Below are 15,879 nucleotides of genomic sequence, written 5' to 3'. Positions count from 1 at the left end.
GCGGAAGTGAAGTGACGGCACGTCGCGCGCATGTCAGACTGGCGGCGAGGAGGCGAAGGGAACGCGGTGGCGGCTAGCAGCGGCCACCGCGTTCGCCATTCAGCTCATCAATACCTAGGCCGGGTCCGCTACAGCCCGAACTCGGCCTCGATGCCGTCGATCCCGGCCCGAATGGCCTTCAGGGCGTCGGCGCGGGCGCGCAACTTCGTTGCGGCGTGGGCGTGTTGGTGCAGACCGGCGAATTCACGCGCGGCTTCCTCGGCCCGGCTCACCACCATCTCCGGCAGCACGATCTCGTCGACGAAGCCGGCGGCCAGCGCGGTCTCACCGAAGAACGTCTTGGCGAGCCCGGCGGCTTGCTGGTAAGCCGACTGCGTCAGCCGCAGCTTCATGATCTCCAGCGCCGCGTACGGGATGACCATGCCGATCGCCACCTCGTTGGCCTGAATGTTGTAGGCGTGCGCGGCCACTCGGTGATCGCCGGACGACAGCAGGAACGCTCCCATCGCGATGGCGTGCCCGGTGCAGGCCATCACGACCGGCTTCGGATGGGACAGCAGCCGATAGGACAGCTCGAAGCCGCCCCGCAGCATGTCGATCGCCGGCTGCGCCTCGCCCGAGGTCAGGATCTTCAGGTCGAATCCGCCGCTGAACACCCGGTCGTTGCCGGTGATCACCAGCGCCCCGGCGTTGTCCGCCTCGGCCCGGTCGATCGCCTCGCCCAGCGCCTGCTGCATCGTCGGACCCAAGGCGTTGACCTTGCCGTCGTCCATCTTGATGACCGCGATGGAATCCTTGAGGCTGTAGTGGACCGGGCCGGTCATCGGTTGCTGGCTCCTTGCCGTCACGCGGGCTGACTGTGGTGTTTGCCCAGGTCGTCCTCGGCTTCGCCCCAGCGCAGGCTGACATCGGTGGGCTCATCGAGCTGGCGGGTGCGCCATCTGTCCTGCGTTTCCCGCACCGCGCCGTTGATCCGTTCGATCTCGCTGCGGAACACCTCGGGACGGGTTTCCTTACTCGCGTAGTGGAAGTAGGTCAGCAGCCCGCGCAGCAGCTCCAGCTTCTGCTTCTCCCGCTTCGCCAGGTCGTGAGTCGTCATCAACTCGATGCGCTGGACGGGCGGCAGGGAGTCCCAGTCCAGCACCACCTGGGTCTCCAGCGGAACGCGCTCGCGCTCCCAGAACCGCCGCCCGTGCCGGCGCTCCGGCCGGTCGAAGTAGCTGATGGTGCCGGTGAAGCGAGACTCGATGCCACTGCCGATCTCGGCGCGGTCGAGCGCCGAATCCCACACCATGCGCCATTCCTGGCCGGGGGCCAGCACCGGCAACTCGCGGGGGAGCCGCAGTTCGGCGACGTCGGCGTAGCCATCGGTGGCGTTCTCGTATTCGGCCACCGTCGGCGGATTCATGAACGAGAACGTGATGTCGTACGCCGCGGTCTGACCGAAGTTCCTGACCACCAGTTCGATGACGTGCCAGTCGGCGGGATGCGGTTCCATGAACATCGAGACCTGCGGCCGGGTCTGCTCCGCGACCAGCCGGCGATTGCGGGTGATCTGCCGATTGGTGAAGATCAGCGTGACGACGGCGAGCGCAATCGCCGCCCACGCCGCCCACGCGATCCAAGTGCTGGACCCAACCTGCGTGATTCCGTGCCAGCCGTCCTGGATCCACCCCATGGAAGCCACCCTCCGCTTATATCACAGGCCGATTGCCGGCTCGTCCCGATCGAGCGATCGCCGCCCGCCTCAGCCGCCCATCAGCATTCGCCACTGCGCCAGGTCCGCGGCGCGATAGACGTAGTTGGAACGCTTGACTTCCGACAACGATGCGCTCGGTTCCGCCGAATACCAATGCCCGGGAAAAACCGTCGGGTCACCGGGCAGGGTCGCGAGTTGCTGCAGGCTGCGGTACATCTCGTCGGAGTCGCCGCCGGGAAAATCGGTCCGGCCGCAGCCCTCCAGGAACAACGTGTCACCGGCCACGAGGCGACCATCGAGCAGGAAGCATTGACTACCGGGGGTGTGGCCCGGAGTGTGCAGCAACTCGATCTCGATGTCGCCGATGCTGACCTTGTCGTGATTCTCGTGGGCGGTGAGGTCACCCATGCCGATTCCGGTAACTCGCGAAACCCATTGCGCCTCATGGGTATTGACATGCACCGGCACGGCTTTTCGTTCCAGCAGGTCGGCCAGGCCCTGCAGGGTGAAGCCCATCATCGATCCGCCCACGTGGTCGGGATGATGATGGGTCACCAGCACCCCCGACAGGTGCATGCCGTCGGCCTCGAGCGTGTCGAGCAGTTCGCCGGCGGCGTAGGCGGGGTCGACCACCACGCAATCGCCCGTTTCACGGTCGCCGATCAGGTAGGCGAAGTTGCGCATTTGGGTCGCAAACATGTCGCCGGCGGCGAAATCGCGCCCCGAGAGCAGTTGACGAAAGTACAGCCGGTCCGTTGACACGTGACCAGACTAGGACGTGCCCGCGAAGGTTCCGCAGCGCACAGGCGACTGAGGGGTCCAAAGCCCGTGGTTTGGTCCGGTTGTGCGCCAGGTTGTACCCTCTTTTAGGCCCGCGGCACTGTCGATTCGGGTGAACGGCCCCCTTAGCTCAGTCGGTAGAGCGTTTCCATGGTAAGGAAAAGGTCAACGGTTCGATTCCGTTAGGGGGCTCGGCGGACGCCGAGCAGGCGTGGCGGCTCAACCCCGAATGGGGTGGCCAGAGGCGATGTAGCTCAGTCGGTTAGAGCGAACGACTCATAATCGTTAGGTCGCCGGTTCGAGTCCGGCCATCGCTACAACACAACAATGCACTTTTGAGAGATTTGAGAGAGAACCGTCATGGCTTCCAGTACCGACGTGCGGCCGAAGATCACCTTGGCATGCGAGGTGTGCAAGCACCGCAACTACATCACCAAGAAGAATCGGCGGAACGACCCCGACCGCATGGAGCTGAAGAAGTTCTGCCCGAACTGCGGCAAGCACCAGGCGCACCGCGAGACGCGCTAGCGGCGACCCGCGACTGATTATTCAGACTGACTAGGTAGATTTTAGAGCCGTGCCATTAACCGAAGACATCGTCGGTATGCACTACCGCTATCCCGACTATTACGTCGTGGAGCGGGAGAAGATCCGCGAGCACGCCGTCGCGGTGCAAAACGACGACGCTGCGTTCCTCGAAGAGAAGGCGGCGGCAGAACTCGGGTATGACGGGCTGTTGGCCCCGCTGACGTTCATCTGCGTGTTCGGCTACAAGGCGCAGACGGCGTTTTTCAAGTACGCGAACATCGCCGTCCAAGACGCGCAGATCGTTCAGGTCGACCAGGTGCTGAGGTTCAAGGCGCCGATCGTGGCGGGCGACAAGCTGTACTGCGACGTCTACGTGGATGCAATGCGGGTGTCGCACGGCACCCAGATCATCGTGACCAAGAACATCATCACCAACGAAGCCGGTGACGTTGTGCAGGAGACCTTCACGACCCTGGCGGGTCGTGCGGGTGAGGATGGAGAAGAGGGATTTTCTGATGCCACTGCGTGAGTTCAGCTCGGTGAAGGTGGGTGACCTGCTCCCCGAGCGGACCTACCCGCTGACCCGTCAGGATCTGGTGAACTACGCGGGCGTCTCGGGCGACCTGAACCCGATCCACTGGGACGACGAGATGGCCAAGGTCGTCGGGCTGGACACCGCGATCGCGCACGGCATGCTGACCATGGGCATCGGTGGCGGCTATGTCACCGCGTGGATCGGTGACCCCGGTGCGGTCACCGAGTACAACGTGCGGTTCACCGCGGTGGTGCCGGTGCCCAACGACGGCAAGGGCGCCGAGCTGGTCTTCAACGGCCGGGTGAAGTCGGTGGACCCGGAGACCAAGTCCGTGACCATCGCGCTGACGGCCACCACCGGCGGCAAGAAGATCTTCGGTAGGGCCATCGCGTCCGCGACTCTCGCGTAGCGGGACCTAATTAATGGCACTAAAAACCGATATCCGCGGAATGATCTGGCGGTACCCGGATTACTTCGTCGTGGGCCGTGAACAGCTCCGCCAGTTCGCTTTGGCCGTCAAGGACCGCCACCCGGCCCACTACAGGGAGGACGCGGCCGCCGCACTCGGCCACGACGCGATCCTCGCGCCGCTGACCTTCGCGACCATCTTCGCCAAGCTGGTCCAGCTGGATTTCTTCCGGCACGTCGACATCGGCATGGAAACTCTGGTGATCGTGCAGGTCGATCAGCGGTTCGTGTTTACCAAGCCGATCAAGGCCGGCGACAAGTTGTGGGCCCGGATGGACGTGATGTCGGTGGACGAGCGGTTCGGCGCCGACATCGTGGTCACCAAGAACATCTGCACGAACGAACAGGGTGAGCTGGTCATGGAGGCCTACACCACGCTGATGGGCCAGCACGCCGACCAGTCGGCGAACCTGCGTTGGGACGCGGAGTCCGGCCAGGTCGTCAGAACGGCGTAATTAGTATCTAACTCGCGCGTCGATGTACACTCGGACCTCGGGGTTTTCCCAGCATCAGCGCGCTTTCCGTGAAGTCGAGCAATCGGAAGGCGCGCGTGTCATGTTAGCCCCGGTGGGTAAGCGCAGGTTGGCCTGCCAACCGCGAAGGGGCGTAGCTCAACTGGCAGAGCAGCGGTCTCCAAAACCGCAGGTTGCAGGTTCAAGTCCTGTCGCCCCTGCTGAACGCGACGTCCGGCGACGATGCGGGCCGGAATGGCCCGAGGAGGAGCCGGACAGTAGAAAAGGCGTGCCATGGTGGACACTGGAATAGTGGCCGTCCACCACGGGACGGCCCGCGGGATACTAGCAAACTTAAGGAGCATGCGGTGAGCGACGAAGGCGACGCTGCCAACGACGCCACAAGCGACGGCGCTGACAGGGAGGACGACCGCGCGAACGGCGGTCGGACCGCTGTGGTGACGCGGCCGCAGCGCCCCACCGGCAAACGATCCCGGCAGCGGGCGGCCGACGCCGGCGAGGACGTCGACGTAGAGTCGGCGGACGAGGCCGACGTTGCCAAAGAGGACAAGGCCACCAAGGGCGCCAAAGCCAAGAAGGCCAAGAAACCGAAGAAGCCAGGGGACCGTTCGGCCAACCCGTTCGTGTTCGTCTTCAACTACCTCAAGCAGGTGGTTGCAGAGATGCGGAAGGTTATTTGGCCCAACCGCAAGCAGATGCTCACCTACACATCGGTGGTGCTGGCGTTCCTGGCTTTCATGGTGGCGCTGGTCGGCCTCGCGGACTTCGGCCTCACCAAGCTTGTGCTGCTGGTGTTCGGCTGAGCGAGAAGATAGAGAGGACTGAAAACCGTGACTACCTTCGACGGTGACACGTCCGCGGGTGAAGCGGTCGACGTAGAAGAGCGCGCCGAGGGCGCTGCGGAGGCCCTGGAAACAGCCCCGGAAACGGACGCAGAAGCGAACCCGGAAACGGACGCTGAAACCGCAGCGGCCGAGGCTCCCGAGGAGTCGGCCGAAGAGGTCGACCCGGCGGCCGCGCTCAAGGCGGAACTGCGCCGCAAGCCCGGCGACTGGTACGTCATCCACTCCTATGCGGGATACGAGAACAAGGTCAAAGCCAATCTCGAGACCCGTGTGCAGAACCTGGACGTCGGCGACTACATCTTCCAGGTCGAGGTGCCCACCGAAGAGGTCACCGAGATCAAGAACGGTCAGCGCAAGCAGGTCAATCGCAAGGTGCTGCCCGGCTACATCCTGGTGCGCATGGATCTGACCGACGACTCGTGGGCCGCGGTGCGCAACACGCCGGGCGTCACCGGTTTCGTCGGCGCGACGTCGCGCCCATCGGCCCTGACCCTCGACGACGTGGTCAAGTTCCTGCTGCCGCGGGGCGCGGCCAAGAAGGCCGCCAAGGGCGCGGCCACCACCGCCGCGGCCGCCGAGGCGGGCGGGCTGGAGCGTCCGGCCATCGAGGTCGACTACGAGGTCGGCGAATCGGTGACGGTCATGGACGGTCCATTCGCCACGCTGCCGGCGACCATCAGCGAGGTCAACGGCGAACAGCAGAAGCTCAAGGTGCTGGTGTCGATCTTCGGCCGCGAAACGCCGGTCGAGTTGACGTTCAGCCAGGTCTCCAAGATTTAGCTCGGGCCCTTACGCCCACCCCCAGGAAGGAACACCAACATCTCATGGCCCCGAAGAAGAAAGTCGTCGGGCTGATCAAGCTGCAGATCGTGGCGGGGCAGGCCAACCCTGCGCCGCCGGTCGGACCCGCGCTCGGCCAGCATGGCGTCAACATCATGGAGTTCTGCAAGGCCTACAACGCGGCCACGGAGAACCAGCGCGGCCAGGTCATCCCGGTGGAGATCACGGTCTATGAGGACCGCAGCTTCACCTTCGCGCTCAAGACGCCGCCCGCCGCCAAGCTGCTACTCAAGGCCGCCGGCGTGGGCAAGGGCTCGGCCGAGCCGCACAAGACCAAGGTCGCCAAGGTCACCTGGGACCAGGTTCGTGAGATCGCCGAGACCAAGAAGACCGATCTCAACGCCAACGACATCGACGCCGCCGCCAAGATCATCGCCGGCACCGCCCGGTCGATGGGGATCACCGTCGAATAGCCCGAATACCGTGGGACGACGATGCGGGCCGCTGGCGGCCCGAGGAGAAGTCCGACAAAATCGAACACCGTGGGAGGGCCAGCTTCGGCCCGCTGACCACGACCCAACACCCGATTGGATGGATCAATGAGCAAGAACAGCAAGGCATACCGCGCCGCCGCCGAGAAGGTGGATCGCAACAACCTGTACAGCCCGCTCGAGGCGGCCAAGCTCGCCAAGGAAACCGCGTCGGCCAAGCAGGACGCGACGGTCGAGGTGGCGATCCGGCTCGGCGTCGACCCCCGCAAGGCGGACCAGATGGTCCGCGGCACGGTCAACCTGCCGCACGGCACCGGTAAGACCGCCCGCGTCGCGGTGTTCGCGGTCGGCGACAAGGCCGAGCAGGCGCAGGCCGCCGGCGCCGACATCGTCGGCAGCGACGACCTGATCGAGAAGATCCAGGGCGGCTTCCTGGACTTCGACGCCGCGATCGCGACCCCCGACCAGATGGCCAAGGTCGGCCGCATCGCTCGCGTGCTGGGCCCGCGCGGCCTGATGCCGAACCCCAAGACGGGCACCGTCACGCCCGACGTCGCCAAGGCCGTCGCCGACATCAAGGGCGGCAAGATCAACTTCCGCATCGACAAGCAGGCCAACCTGCACTTCGTCATCGGCAAGGCGTCCTTCGACGAGAAGGCCCTCGCCGAGAACTACGGCGCCGCGCTCGACGAGGTGTTGCGGCTCAAGCCGTCCGCCTCGAAGGGCCGCTACCTGAAGAAGATCACCGTGTCGACGACCACTGGCCCGGGCATCCCGGTGGACCCGGCCGTCACCCGGAACTTCGCGGAGGCCTGAGTTTTCTTCGCGAGCTGGGGCACCTCACGCTTGCTCGCCGACGCGAATCACCCGCCGCACTCCGCGATGCGGCGCCGCAGGAACTCGCGGCCCGGCTCGGAACCGTTGGCTCGCAACGCTTCTCGGTACCAGGTGACGGCATCGGCCGGCCTGCCGGCACGCCTGAGCAGGTCGGCGCGCACCGTCGCGACCAGATTGGAGCGGCCGAGGCGGGGGTCGTGGGCCACCTCGTCCAGGGCCGCGAGGCCGGCGTCGGGTCCGTCGCGCAAGCCGACCGCCAGGGCGCGGTTGGCGCGCACGACGGGCGAGTCGGTCAGCTCCAGCAGCCGGTCGTAGGCCACGCAGATGGTGACCCAGTCGGTCTGGTCCCACGAGGGCGCCGTCGCGTGCAGCGCGGCGATCACCGCCTGTGGCAGATAGGGACCCGTCGAACCCTCGGCCCGGCGTAATCGATCCAGCCCCCGGGCGATTCGGCCGCGGTCCCACCGGCGACGGTCCTGATCCTCGAGCGGCACCAGCATCCCGGCGTCGTCGACCCGGGTGGCCCGTCGCGAATCGTGCAGCAGCATCAGGGCACCCAGCGCGTGGGCCTCGGGCTCCTGTGGCATCAGCACGCACAGCTCGCCGGCCAGCCTGATCCCCTCGTCGCACAGTTCGTCGCGGATCGCCGACGGGCCCGCCGTGGACCAATAGCCTTCGGTGAACACCGAGTAGACGCAACCGAGCACGTGCGGCGTGCGTTCGGGCAGCAGCTCGGCGGGCGGCACCCGCAACGGGATGTTGGCGTGCCGAATCTTGTTCTTGGCGCGGGTGATTCGCTGCCCGATCGCCGCATCGGTCTGCAGCAGCGCGCGGGCGATCTCGGGGACGGTAAGCCCCGATACCAGCCGCAGGGTGAGCGCCAGTTGGGATTGGCGGTCCAGGGCGGGGTGCGCGCAGGTGAACATCATCCGCAGCTCGTCGTCACGAACGGGGGACGGGTCGGTGTGGTCGGTGCGCGCCCGGATTTCGTCGATCACGGCCGCCAATTCCTTTCCGGGACGGACGGATTCGCGGCGCAGGCGGTCGCGCACCCGGTTGCGGGCGACGGTCACCAGCCACCCGCCGGGATTGTCCGGCAGGCCGTCACGGCCCCAGCTTTCAAGCGCCTCGGCGCAGGCTTCCTGGACGGCATCCTCCGCGAGGGTGAGGTCGCCGGACCACCGCGCGAGCGCGGCGACGGCGGGCCCCCATTCCCGGCGAAAGACGCCGTCCAGGTCGGACACCGGCGACGCTCAGAGCCCCGAGAGCCCAGCCAGCTGCCGCACCTGCACCGTCGAGGCGGGGATCATCGAGGCCAGCTTGACGGCCTCTTCGCGGTCCGCGGCACCCAACAGGTAGACCCCGGTGGCGATTTCGGCGCCTTCCACATATGGCCCGTCGGTGATCAGGACCTCGCCGTCGCGCACCCGCACAGTGGTGGCGGTGGACCGATCGTGCAACGCGGCGCCGCCGATGATGTGATCCCCTGCGGCCGCATGGAGATCGGCGTGCTTTGCCGCCACCGCTTCCCACTCCGGTGTGCCCGGCGTGTGCGCGGATTCGGCCGGCTCCAGCAGCAGCGCGAGCCAGTCGTTGCCGGTGAGCTCGCGGGACAGCTCGACCGAGTGCACCGTGGGCCAGACCTCCACCGCGCCGAACGTGGCGAGCGGGACGTCACGCGCCAACGCCAGCGCCTCGTCGAGGTTTTCGGCTTCGAACAGGTAGAAGCCGCAGGCCACTTCGGCGGATTCGGCGAAGGGGCCGTCGGTGACCACCGGCGCATCCGGGCCGCCGGTGATGACCGCCGCGGCGGCGGCGGGCGCCAGGGCGTCCCCGGATTTGATCGCCGCGCCGGCCTTGGCGTGAAATTTTCCCCAGGCGGCCATCGCGTCCGGGCCTTCGGGCGCACGGTCCGCTTCCCGGCTGATCAATAAGGCGAAGTACTGCATGTCTCGTCACCTCCAGATAGCGAGCGAAGCCCCGTGCTCCACTCTCTACCTATCCGACGAACGACGCAGCCCTAATCCGACAGCGGCGGAGAAATCAGCTGACCGCCCCTGGCTTCAGGTACGTCACAAGGCTGACGTCGAGCGCCTCGTCGGTGAAGTAGTGCTCACAGCCGCGCAGGTACTTGATGTAGCGGTTGTAGACCTCTTCGGACGTGACCTCGATGGCCTTCTGCTTGTTGGACTCCAGTGTGTCGCCCCAGATGTGCAGTGTCTTGATGTAGTGCGGGCGCAGTGAAAGCGGTGCGGGTACAACGAATCCCGCCTTCTCGCCGTGGTCGACCATCATCTGGGTGGACGGCAGCCGGCCACCCGGGAAGATCTCGGTGATGATGAACTTGATGAACCGGGCCGTCTCGAACGTCAGCTTCTTGCCGCGGGCGGCCAGGTCGTACGGGTGGTAGCTCACACTGCTCTGCACGGTCATCCGGCCGTCGTCGGGCATGATGTCGAAAGTCCGCTTGAAGAAGTCGTCGTAGTTCTCGTGCCCGAAGTGCTCGAAAGCCTCGATCGACACGATGCGGTCGACGGGCTCGTTGAAGTCCTCCCAGTTCTGCAACCGAACCTCACGCGACCGGTTGGTGTCGATGGAGGCCAGCACCTGCTCACAGCGGGCGTGCTGGTTCTTGGACAGGGTCAGGCCGATGACGTTGACGTCGAACCGCTCGACCGCGCGCTTCATGGTGGTGCCCCAGCCGCAGCCGATGTCCAGCAGGGTCATCCCCGGCTTGAGGTCCAGCTGGTCCAGGTTCAGGTCGATCTTGGCGTGTTGGGCCTCTTCCAGCGTCATGTCGTCACGCTCGAAGTAGGCGCAGCTGTAGGTCCGGGTGGGGTCCTGGAACAGGGCGAAGAAGTCGTCGGAGACGTCGTAGTGCGCCTGAATGTCCTCGGGGGCCGTGCGTATCTTCGTCGGGCTAGCCGGTTGATCAGCCATTTTCGTCTGGTTCTCCTGAATGAAGTTCACTGCGTATTTCCCACGGCTTTGCCTCGGGGTGTGACGTGCAACGATACCCAACTCTACTTTTCCAGCGTGAATTGGTTGCAGTCGATGTACCCGGTGCGGAAAGCCCCGGCGCAGCCGGTCAAGTACTTCATGTAGCGCTCGTAGACCTCTTCGGACTGGATGTCGACGGCCTCGGCCCGGTGCGCCTGCAGGGCGCCGGCCCACAGGTCGAGGGTCTTGGCGAAGTCGGCCCGCAGCGACTGGACATTGGTCACCCGGAAGCCGATCTTCGTCGAGTGCTCCTCAACGGTCTCGATCATCGGCAGCCGGCCGCCCGGAAATATCTCGGTCAAGATGAACTTGATGAACCTCGCGACCTCCATCGTCAGGGGCAGGCCGCGCTCGATGGCCTGCCTTCCGTGCAATGCCGTGATCGAGTGCAGCAGCATCACGCCGTTGCGGGGCAGGGCGGTGTAGGCGAATTTGAAGAAGTCGTCGTAGCGATGAAAACCGAAGTGCTCCAACGCCTCGATGATGACTATGCGGTCCACCGGTTCGCTGAACTCGGCCCAGTCGCACAGCAGCGCCCGCCGCGACCGGCCGCTGTCGATCCCGTCGAGCACCTGCTGGCAATAGGCGTGCTGCTTCCTGGACAGGGTCAGCCCGACGACGTTGACGTCGTAGCGCTCGACGGCGCGTTTCAACATCGATCCCCAACCGCAGCCTATGTCCAGCAGGGTCATCCCGGGTTCGAGCCCGAGCTTGTCCAGCGTCAGGTCGAGCTTGGCGAGCTGCGCCTCCTGCAGGGTCATGTCCTCGTGGGGGAAATACGCGCAGCTGTAGGTGCGGGTCGGGTCCTGGAAGAGCGCGAAGAATTCGTTCGACAGGTCGTAGTGCGCCCGTACGTCGTCGAAATTGGAGCGGGTACGAACAGCGCCGGCCGGGTTGTCAGACATATGTCCTCCCGAGAGGACGGCCACCAGAGAGGCGGCCATCTCCGGGGGCACGCTACTCGCCGAGGATGGAAAACCGCGCATTTGCGCGCGCGTACGCCGGAGTTTTTCCGGTCTGCTCTTGTTTACCGCCGGTCGGGCGCTACTTGGTCAGCGTGTACTGGGCCACGTTGGAGATGCCCTTGCGGAACAGGTTCGCGCAGCCGGTGAGATAGCGCATGAAGCGGTCGTAGACCACTTCGGACTGGATGGCGATGGCGCGCTCGCGATTGGCCTCCAGATTGGCCGCCCACATATCCAGGGTCCGCGCGTAATGCGGCTGCAGGTATTGGATCTGCTCGACCGAGAAACCGCTGTTTTGCGCGTAGTCGACGATGTCGGCTTCACCGCACATCTGCCCGCCGGGGAAGATTTCCTTGCCGAGGAAATGCAGGAAACGCAGATCCGACATCGTGATTTGGACGCCGCGCTCCTGCCAGTTCGCCTGCGGGTACGTGAATATGCTGTGCATCATCATCCGGCTGTCGTCGGGGAGGGTTTTGTAGGCCCAATCCCAGAACGCGGGCCAGCGTTCCTTCTTGAACGCGTCGAAGGCCTCGAAGCTGATGATCCGATCGACCTGCTCGTCGAACTCTTCCCAACCCTGCAGTCGGGCCTCGGCCCGCCGCGTCGTGGGAATGGCTGCCAGCCGTTCTTTGGTGCGCGCGTAGTGGTTGCGGCTCAGCGTGATGCCGATGACGTTCACGTCGTATTTCTCAACCGCGCGAACCACGGCCCCACCCCAGCCGCACCCGACGTCGAGCAGCGTCATGCCCGGCTCGAGGTTCAGCTTCTCCAGCCCCAGATCGAGCTTGGCGAGCTGCGCCTCTTCCAGCGTCATGTCGTCGTTCTTGAAGTAGGCGCAGGTGTACACCATGTTGGGGTCGAGGAACAGCGCGAAGAAGTCGTCTGAGATGTCGTAGGTTGCCTGCGACTCTTCGTAATACGGCTTCAGTTTGGCCATTGGTGGACCCACCTCCTTGGACAACCGTACAACTCGGCGATACGGACTGGGATCGCGGGGGAAGCGTTTCTTGCGAGTTGTTTTGGCTCAATTCCCCTTGGCGAAGTTTCCCGTCAGCACGCCGATCACCTGGTCCCACAACTGCTGCGGCAGATCATGGCCCATCCCGTCGAATAACACCAATCGGGCACCGTCGATGGTCCTGGCCACCGCGCGGCCGCCGAACGGCCGCATCAGCTTGTCCGCCCGGCCGTGAATCACCACGGTCGGGGCGGCGGTCCGCCGGTTGTAGCGCCTCAGGCTGCCGCTGCCCAGCACGGCGTCGAAATGCCGGGCGACACCCCAGGGGTAGTAGCTGCGCTCGTAGCTTTCGATGGCCTCGGCCCGAAGTTGCTCCTCGGAGGCCAAAAAGCGCCGGCTGCCGATGATCTTGCTGACCCGGATGGAGTTGTCGACGATCACGTCGCGCGGCGAGCTGGGCGGCGGCCCCTTGATGACGGCTAGCAGCTGGCGCGGACCGGGCGGCGGCAGGAATGCCGAATTGTTGCTGGAGAAGATGACTCCGAGGGTTCTCGTCCGCTCGTGGAATCGCGCGGCGAAAATCTGGGCGATCATGCCGCCCATCGACGCGCCCACGATGTGTGCGTGCTCGATGCCCAGATGGTCCAGCACGGCCGCGGCGTCGTCGGCCATGTCCTCGAGCTTGTATGCCGCTTCACTCGGCAGGCCCAGCCAGGAGCGCGCGAGCCGCGTCACCAGTGGCTGCGCCGAGCTGCGGTGCTGGGTTTTGCTCGACAGCCCGACGTCCCGGTTGTCGTACCGGATGACGCGCAGCCCGTGGCGAACCAGCCGCTCGCAGAAGGCGGTTCGCCACAGCAGCAGCTGGGCGCCCAGGCCCATGATCAGCAGCACGGGTGGGTCGTCGATGTCGCCCATGTCTTCGTAGTAGAGCTTCAGGTCGCCGGAGGTGGCGTGCCCCGTTCGGATCTGCATCAGACTTCTTCGGACTGGTGCTCGCGGCTTACCTCGACCATGAAGTTCGCGAAGTAGCCGGTCAGCTGCGGATCGGACATCATCTGCCATTTGGGCGCGAGCAACTTCATGTACCGCTCGACGTAGAGGAACTGCTTGCCGATCAGCACCAGCTCGCGGGGCAGCTTGACGTCGTAGGCGTCGGCCAGGGCCGACAGCTGTCGCCCGATGTCTGCGTAGGACAGGTCGCCCAGCGTCTGCATGGTCAGCGGGGTGGCGAAGCGCTCCAGGTCCTTGGCGGCCTGGGCCTCGGGCCTCATGGTCCCGACGGCGCCCATCAGCACCACGATCTTGCCCGCCGCCGCGTGGTCCTTCTTGACCAGCAGCGCGTACACCAGCTCGCGCAGCAGCCAGCGGGTGCGCGGGTCGATGCGGCCCATGATCCCGAAGTCGAAGAACACGATGCGGCCCTGGTCGTCCACGTAGAGGTTGCCCGCGTGCAGGTCGCCGTGGAACAGCCCGTGCCGCAGCCCGCCCTCGAAAAGCGAGAACAGCAGCGCCTTCACCAGTTCGACCCCGTCGAACCCGGCCTTGCGGATGGCGGCGACGTCGTCGATGCGGATGCCGTGCACACGCTCCATCGTCAGCACCCGCTCGGAGGTGAAGTCCCAATGCACCTGCGGCACCCGGATGTTCTTCCCCAACGGCGACGCGTGCAGGTGCGAGACCCACGCGTCCATCGACTGCGCCTCGAGCCGGAAGTTCAGCTCCTCGGCCAGGTTGTCGGAGAAGTCGGCGACCACGTCCTGCGCCGAGAGCCGGCGGCCCAGCTTGGCCAGTTCGACGGCCTGGGCGAAGCGTTTGAGGATCTGCAGGTCGGCGGCCACCCGGCGCCGGATGCCCGGGCGCTGGATCTTGACGACCACCTCCTCGCCGGTGTGCAGGGTCGCGTAGTGCACCTGCGCGATCGACGCCGACGCGAACGGCGTCTCCTCCCACTTGGCGAACAGGTCGGCGGGATCGCCCCCGAGCTCCTCGACGAAGAGCTTGTGCACCTCTTCCGTGTCGGCGGGCGGCACCCGGTCGAGCAGGCCGCGGAACTCGCGGGACAGCGATTCCCCGAACGCCCCGGGGCTGGACGCGATGATCTGACCGAATTTCACGTACGTCGGGCCGAGGTCGGCGAATGTCTGCGGGAGCTGCTTGATCACCTTCTGCTGCCACGGACCCCTGCCCGGCAGCTTCGTCACGATGCGTGCGGCGGTGCGGGTGACCTGCCAACCGGTGACGGCCACCCGGGCCGCTTCCACCGGCAGCGGCACCCGGTCAAGCCTGGCCACGTCTCGATGTTTGGTAGAGCTCATCCCAGCAGTCTGCCAAATCGGCGGAGTCAGGCCCAATTTCTAGCTCGGGCTCCAGGGCTGCACCCACCCCTGGATCGCCCAGCCCTCCAGCCCCGCGATCAACTCGTACATGGTCGCGCCGTCGATGGATTCGCGGATGATGTCGGCGTGCCCGGCGTGCCGGGCCAGCTCGTTGATCACATGCAGGATCACCCAGCGCACCGACCAGGCCTCCTGGTCCTTGGGAAACCACGGGATGTCCTGCGGAACCGGCACCGCCGCGTCGAGGTCCGCGGTCTCCGCCAGGCGCAGCGACTTCGCGTTCTGCTCTTCGAATCCCCGCAGCAGGCCGGCCAACGTCTCGTCGGGCCGCATCACGTGCTGATCCGCGAACTCCTTGGTGATCTGCTCGAACGGGCGAGTGTCTTTGGGCGGCGCGTCCGGCGCGGCCGCGACCCGCGCCATCCAGCTGCGCTGCATCCCGGTGGCGTGCTTGATCAGCCCGCCGATCGACAGCGCGCTGACCGACGGGGTCGACCGCGCCTGTTCGTCGGTCAGGCCGTAGGACACCGCGAAATACGCGCTTTGGTGGTAGGCCAGGTATTCGCGCAGGGCGCTGCGTTCGTCGGCTACGGGCCGGGCAAGAGCGGGCATTCTCAGGCCTTCCGGTCGGTGATCTGGCGGTGAACGTAGAGGTCTCGAAGACAAGCGATCTCGGCGCCGTGGTGGATCGCTTCCCGGTTGATGTGCAGGACGAGCTCACTCAGCTGGTGCTCAGCGTAGGGCCCCTCCGCGGGACCGCAGCGGCGGCTTAGATCCGCCGCCGAGAGCGACCGCACTCCGTTGATCCACTCGGCGTAGCAGTCATCGAGCTGCCTTAATGCGGTGGCGGCGTCGGTGGCGTAGTTCCAACTCAGGTAGTCGGCGGGCGGCCCACCGAAATGGTTGTGGTTGCGCATGGCGAAAACTCCGACGATGACGTGTGCCATGCGCCAGGCGATCGTGGTGAACGGCGGCGGGGTGGGGGCCGGGTAGGTGTAGTCCACCGACCCGTCCGGCTGTACCGTCCAGCAGTTCGGCACCGGCCGCCAGAAATACTCGTGATCGGTCAGGCCCTCCAGCCGGGGGCGCAGGTGTCCCCGCCAGTGCCAGTCGAGCTGGTCGGCCAGTTGGGTGGTGATATCCGCCATGGCGCCTAGCTTTCCAGCAGTGGGTGACACCCG

Annotated in this window: 20 protein-coding genes and 3 tRNA genes; 11 read left to right on the top strand and 12 right to left on the bottom strand. The window is 65.7% G+C overall.

Going from position 1 to position 15,879, the window contains the following annotated elements; all coding sequences use genetic code 11:
• Positions 1–128: 128 nt before the first annotated feature.
• From H7J89_RS16380 to H7J89_RS16370, 3 genes are all read right to left on the bottom strand, one after another.
• Positions 129–824 (bottom strand): crotonase/enoyl-CoA hydratase family protein, encoded by a 696-nt coding sequence (locus H7J89_RS16380; protein WP_264044681.1) that lies wholly within the window; start codon positions 822–824, stop codon positions 129–131.
• Positions 825–844: 20 nt separating this feature from the next.
• Entirely contained in the window at positions 845–1,678 is an 834-nt protein-coding gene (locus H7J89_RS16375; RefSeq protein WP_264044884.1) for a DUF8453 domain-containing protein, read from the bottom strand.
• 69 nt (positions 1,679–1,747) lie between these two features.
• Positions 1,748–2,461 (bottom strand): MBL fold metallo-hydrolase, encoded by a 714-nt coding sequence (locus tag H7J89_RS16370; RefSeq protein WP_264044680.1) that lies wholly within the window; start codon positions 2,459–2,461, stop codon positions 1,748–1,750.
• 137 nt (positions 2,462–2,598) lie between these two features.
• On the opposite strand from H7J89_RS16370, the gene H7J89_RS16365 reads away from it, so the two are divergent.
• The 11 genes from H7J89_RS16365 to rplA all read left to right on the top strand — a co-directional run bounded on the left by H7J89_RS16365 (position 2,599) and on the right by rplA (position 7,415).
• Positions 2,599–2,671: transfer RNA gene (locus H7J89_RS16365), tRNA-Thr, on the top strand.
• A 51-nt stretch (positions 2,672–2,722) separates the two neighbouring features.
• Positions 2,723–2,796, top strand: a tRNA-Met gene (locus tag H7J89_RS16360).
• Between the two features lie 43 nt (positions 2,797–2,839).
• Positions 2,840–3,007 carry a 50S ribosomal protein L33 gene (rpmG, locus tag H7J89_RS16355; RefSeq protein WP_007167776.1) on the top strand — a complete coding sequence of 56 codons (168 nt, stop codon included), beginning with the start codon at positions 2,840–2,842 and terminating at the stop codon, positions 3,005–3,007.
• 49 nt (positions 3,008–3,056) lie between these two features.
• Positions 3,057–3,536 carry a (3R)-hydroxyacyl-ACP dehydratase subunit HadA gene (gene hadA / locus H7J89_RS16350; protein WP_264044679.1) on the top strand — a complete coding sequence of 160 codons (480 nt, stop codon included), beginning with the start codon at positions 3,057–3,059 and terminating at the stop codon, positions 3,534–3,536.
• A complete protein-coding gene (gene hadB / locus H7J89_RS16345; RefSeq protein WP_067951118.1) occupies positions 3,523–3,951 on the top strand; it encodes a (3R)-hydroxyacyl-ACP dehydratase subunit HadB in 429 nt (142 codons plus the stop codon). The genes hadA and hadB overlap by 14 nt, the downstream gene beginning before the upstream one ends.
• 13 nt (positions 3,952–3,964) lie before the next feature.
• Positions 3,965–4,465 (top strand): (3R)-hydroxyacyl-ACP dehydratase subunit HadC, encoded by a 501-nt coding sequence (gene hadC, locus H7J89_RS16340; protein WP_264044678.1) that lies wholly within the window; start codon positions 3,965–3,967, stop codon positions 4,463–4,465.
• A 145-nt stretch (positions 4,466–4,610) separates the two neighbouring features.
• Positions 4,611–4,683 (top strand) — tRNA-Trp (locus H7J89_RS16335).
• A 147-nt stretch (positions 4,684–4,830) separates the two neighbouring features.
• Positions 4,831–5,286, top strand: a complete 456-nt coding sequence (gene secE, locus H7J89_RS16330) for a preprotein translocase subunit SecE (protein ID WP_264044677.1) — start codon at positions 4,831–4,833, stop codon at positions 5,284–5,286.
• 27 nt (positions 5,287–5,313) lie between these two features.
• A complete protein-coding gene (nusG, locus tag H7J89_RS16325) occupies positions 5,314–6,108 on the top strand; it encodes a transcription termination/antitermination protein NusG (protein WP_264044675.1) in 795 nt (264 codons plus the stop codon).
• 44 nt (positions 6,109–6,152) lie between these two features.
• Positions 6,153–6,581 carry a 50S ribosomal protein L11 gene (gene rplK, locus H7J89_RS16320; RefSeq protein WP_066952006.1) on the top strand — a complete coding sequence of 143 codons (429 nt, stop codon included), beginning with the start codon at positions 6,153–6,155 and terminating at the stop codon, positions 6,579–6,581.
• A 126-nt stretch (positions 6,582–6,707) separates the two neighbouring features.
• Entirely contained in the window at positions 6,708–7,415 is a 708-nt protein-coding gene (gene rplA, locus H7J89_RS16315; RefSeq protein WP_264044674.1) for a 50S ribosomal protein L1, read from the top strand.
• A gap of 47 nt (positions 7,416–7,462) precedes the next feature.
• Here rplA and H7J89_RS16310 read toward each other — a convergent pair whose 3' ends face one another.
• The 9 genes from H7J89_RS16310 to H7J89_RS16270 form a co-directional block, all read right to left on the bottom strand.
• Complete coding sequence (locus tag H7J89_RS16310) at positions 7,463–8,680, bottom strand: RNA polymerase sigma factor (protein ID WP_264044673.1); 1,218 nt, start codon at positions 8,678–8,680, stop codon at positions 7,463–7,465.
• Between the two features lie 9 nt (positions 8,681–8,689).
• Positions 8,690–9,385, bottom strand: coding sequence for a YciI family protein (locus H7J89_RS16305; protein ID WP_264044672.1), 696 nt, complete (start codon positions 9,383–9,385; stop codon positions 8,690–8,692).
• 94 nt (positions 9,386–9,479) lie between these two features.
• Positions 9,480–10,376 carry a hydroxymycolate synthase MmaA4 gene (mmaA4, locus tag H7J89_RS16300; protein WP_264044671.1) on the bottom strand — a complete coding sequence of 299 codons (897 nt, stop codon included), beginning with the start codon at positions 10,374–10,376 and terminating at the stop codon, positions 9,480–9,482.
• 83 nt (positions 10,377–10,459) lie between these two features.
• Positions 10,460–11,341 carry a cyclopropane mycolic acid synthase family methyltransferase gene (locus tag H7J89_RS16295; protein ID WP_264044670.1) on the bottom strand — a complete coding sequence of 294 codons (882 nt, stop codon included), beginning with the start codon at positions 11,339–11,341 and terminating at the stop codon, positions 10,460–10,462.
• Between the two features lie 139 nt (positions 11,342–11,480).
• Positions 11,481–12,341, bottom strand: a complete 861-nt coding sequence (locus H7J89_RS16290; RefSeq protein ID WP_264044669.1) for a cyclopropane mycolic acid synthase family methyltransferase — start codon at positions 12,339–12,341, stop codon at positions 11,481–11,483.
• 87 nt (positions 12,342–12,428) lie between these two features.
• Complete coding sequence (locus H7J89_RS16285; RefSeq protein ID WP_264044668.1) at positions 12,429–13,334, bottom strand: alpha/beta fold hydrolase; 906 nt, start codon at positions 13,332–13,334, stop codon at positions 12,429–12,431.
• On the bottom strand, positions 13,334–14,677 hold the full coding sequence (locus H7J89_RS16280) for an ABC1 kinase family protein (RefSeq protein WP_264044667.1): 1,344 nt from the start codon (positions 14,675–14,677) through the stop codon (positions 13,334–13,336). The genes H7J89_RS16285 and H7J89_RS16280 overlap by 1 nt, the downstream gene beginning before the upstream one ends.
• Positions 14,678–14,716: 39 nt before the next feature.
• Positions 14,717–15,310, bottom strand: coding sequence for a DinB family protein (locus tag H7J89_RS16275; RefSeq protein ID WP_264044666.1), 594 nt, complete (start codon positions 15,308–15,310; stop codon positions 14,717–14,719).
• 2 nt (positions 15,311–15,312) lie between these two features.
• Positions 15,313–15,846 (bottom strand): DinB family protein, encoded by a 534-nt coding sequence (locus H7J89_RS16270; RefSeq protein ID WP_264044665.1) that lies wholly within the window; start codon positions 15,844–15,846, stop codon positions 15,313–15,315.
• Positions 15,847–15,879 lie beyond the last annotated feature (33 nt).

It is taken from the genome of Mycobacterium paraffinicum (genome assembly GCF_025822865.1).
Classification (GTDB): domain Bacteria; phylum Actinomycetota; class Actinomycetes; order Mycobacteriales; family Mycobacteriaceae; genus Mycobacterium; species Mycobacterium paraffinicum.
The sequence above is the reverse complement of the archived record's forward strand: the minus strand, read 5'-3'. Positions and strand labels throughout refer to the sequence as shown.

Excerpts from the sequence above, each read along its gene's own strand:
- H7J89_RS16380 (WP_264044681.1), bottom strand. The coding sequence starts at position 824 with ATGACCGGCCCGGTCCACTACAGCCTCAAGGATTCCATCGCGGTCATC.
- H7J89_RS16375 (WP_264044884.1), bottom strand. The coding sequence starts at position 1,678 with ATGGGGTGGATCCAGGACGGCTGGCACGGAATCACGCAGGTTGGGTCC.
- rpmG (WP_007167776.1), top strand. The coding sequence starts at position 2,840 with ATGGCTTCCAGTACCGACGTGCGGCCGAAGATCACCTTGGCATGCGAG.
- hadB (WP_067951118.1), top strand. The coding sequence starts at position 3,523 with ATGCCACTGCGTGAGTTCAGCTCGGTGAAGGTGGGTGACCTGCTCCCC.
- hadC (WP_264044678.1), top strand. The coding sequence starts at position 3,965 with ATGGCACTAAAAACCGATATCCGCGGAATGATCTGGCGGTACCCGGAT.
- rplK (WP_066952006.1), top strand. The coding sequence starts at position 6,153 with ATGGCCCCGAAGAAGAAAGTCGTCGGGCTGATCAAGCTGCAGATCGTG.
- rplA (WP_264044674.1), top strand. The coding sequence starts at position 6,708 with ATGAGCAAGAACAGCAAGGCATACCGCGCCGCCGCCGAGAAGGTGGAT.
- H7J89_RS16305 (WP_264044672.1), bottom strand. The coding sequence starts at position 9,385 with ATGCAGTACTTCGCCTTATTGATCAGCCGGGAAGCGGACCGTGCGCCC.
- mmaA4 (WP_264044671.1), bottom strand. The coding sequence starts at position 10,376 with ATGGCTGATCAACCGGCTAGCCCGACGAAGATACGCACGGCCCCCGAG.
- H7J89_RS16295 (WP_264044670.1), bottom strand. The coding sequence starts at position 11,341 with ATGTCTGACAACCCGGCCGGCGCTGTTCGTACCCGCTCCAATTTCGAC.
- H7J89_RS16290 (WP_264044669.1), bottom strand. The coding sequence starts at position 12,341 with ATGGCCAAACTGAAGCCGTATTACGAAGAGTCGCAGGCAACCTACGAC.
- H7J89_RS16285 (WP_264044668.1), bottom strand. The coding sequence starts at position 13,334 with ATGCAGATCCGAACGGGGCACGCCACCTCCGGCGACCTGAAGCTCTAC.
- H7J89_RS16280 (WP_264044667.1), bottom strand. The coding sequence starts at position 14,677 with ATGAGCTCTACCAAACATCGAGACGTGGCCAGGCTTGACCGGGTGCCG.
- H7J89_RS16275 (WP_264044666.1), bottom strand. The coding sequence starts at position 15,310 with ATGCCCGCTCTTGCCCGGCCCGTAGCCGACGAACGCAGCGCCCTGCGC.
- H7J89_RS16270 (WP_264044665.1), bottom strand. The coding sequence starts at position 15,846 with ATGGCGGATATCACCACCCAACTGGCCGACCAGCTCGACTGGCACTGG.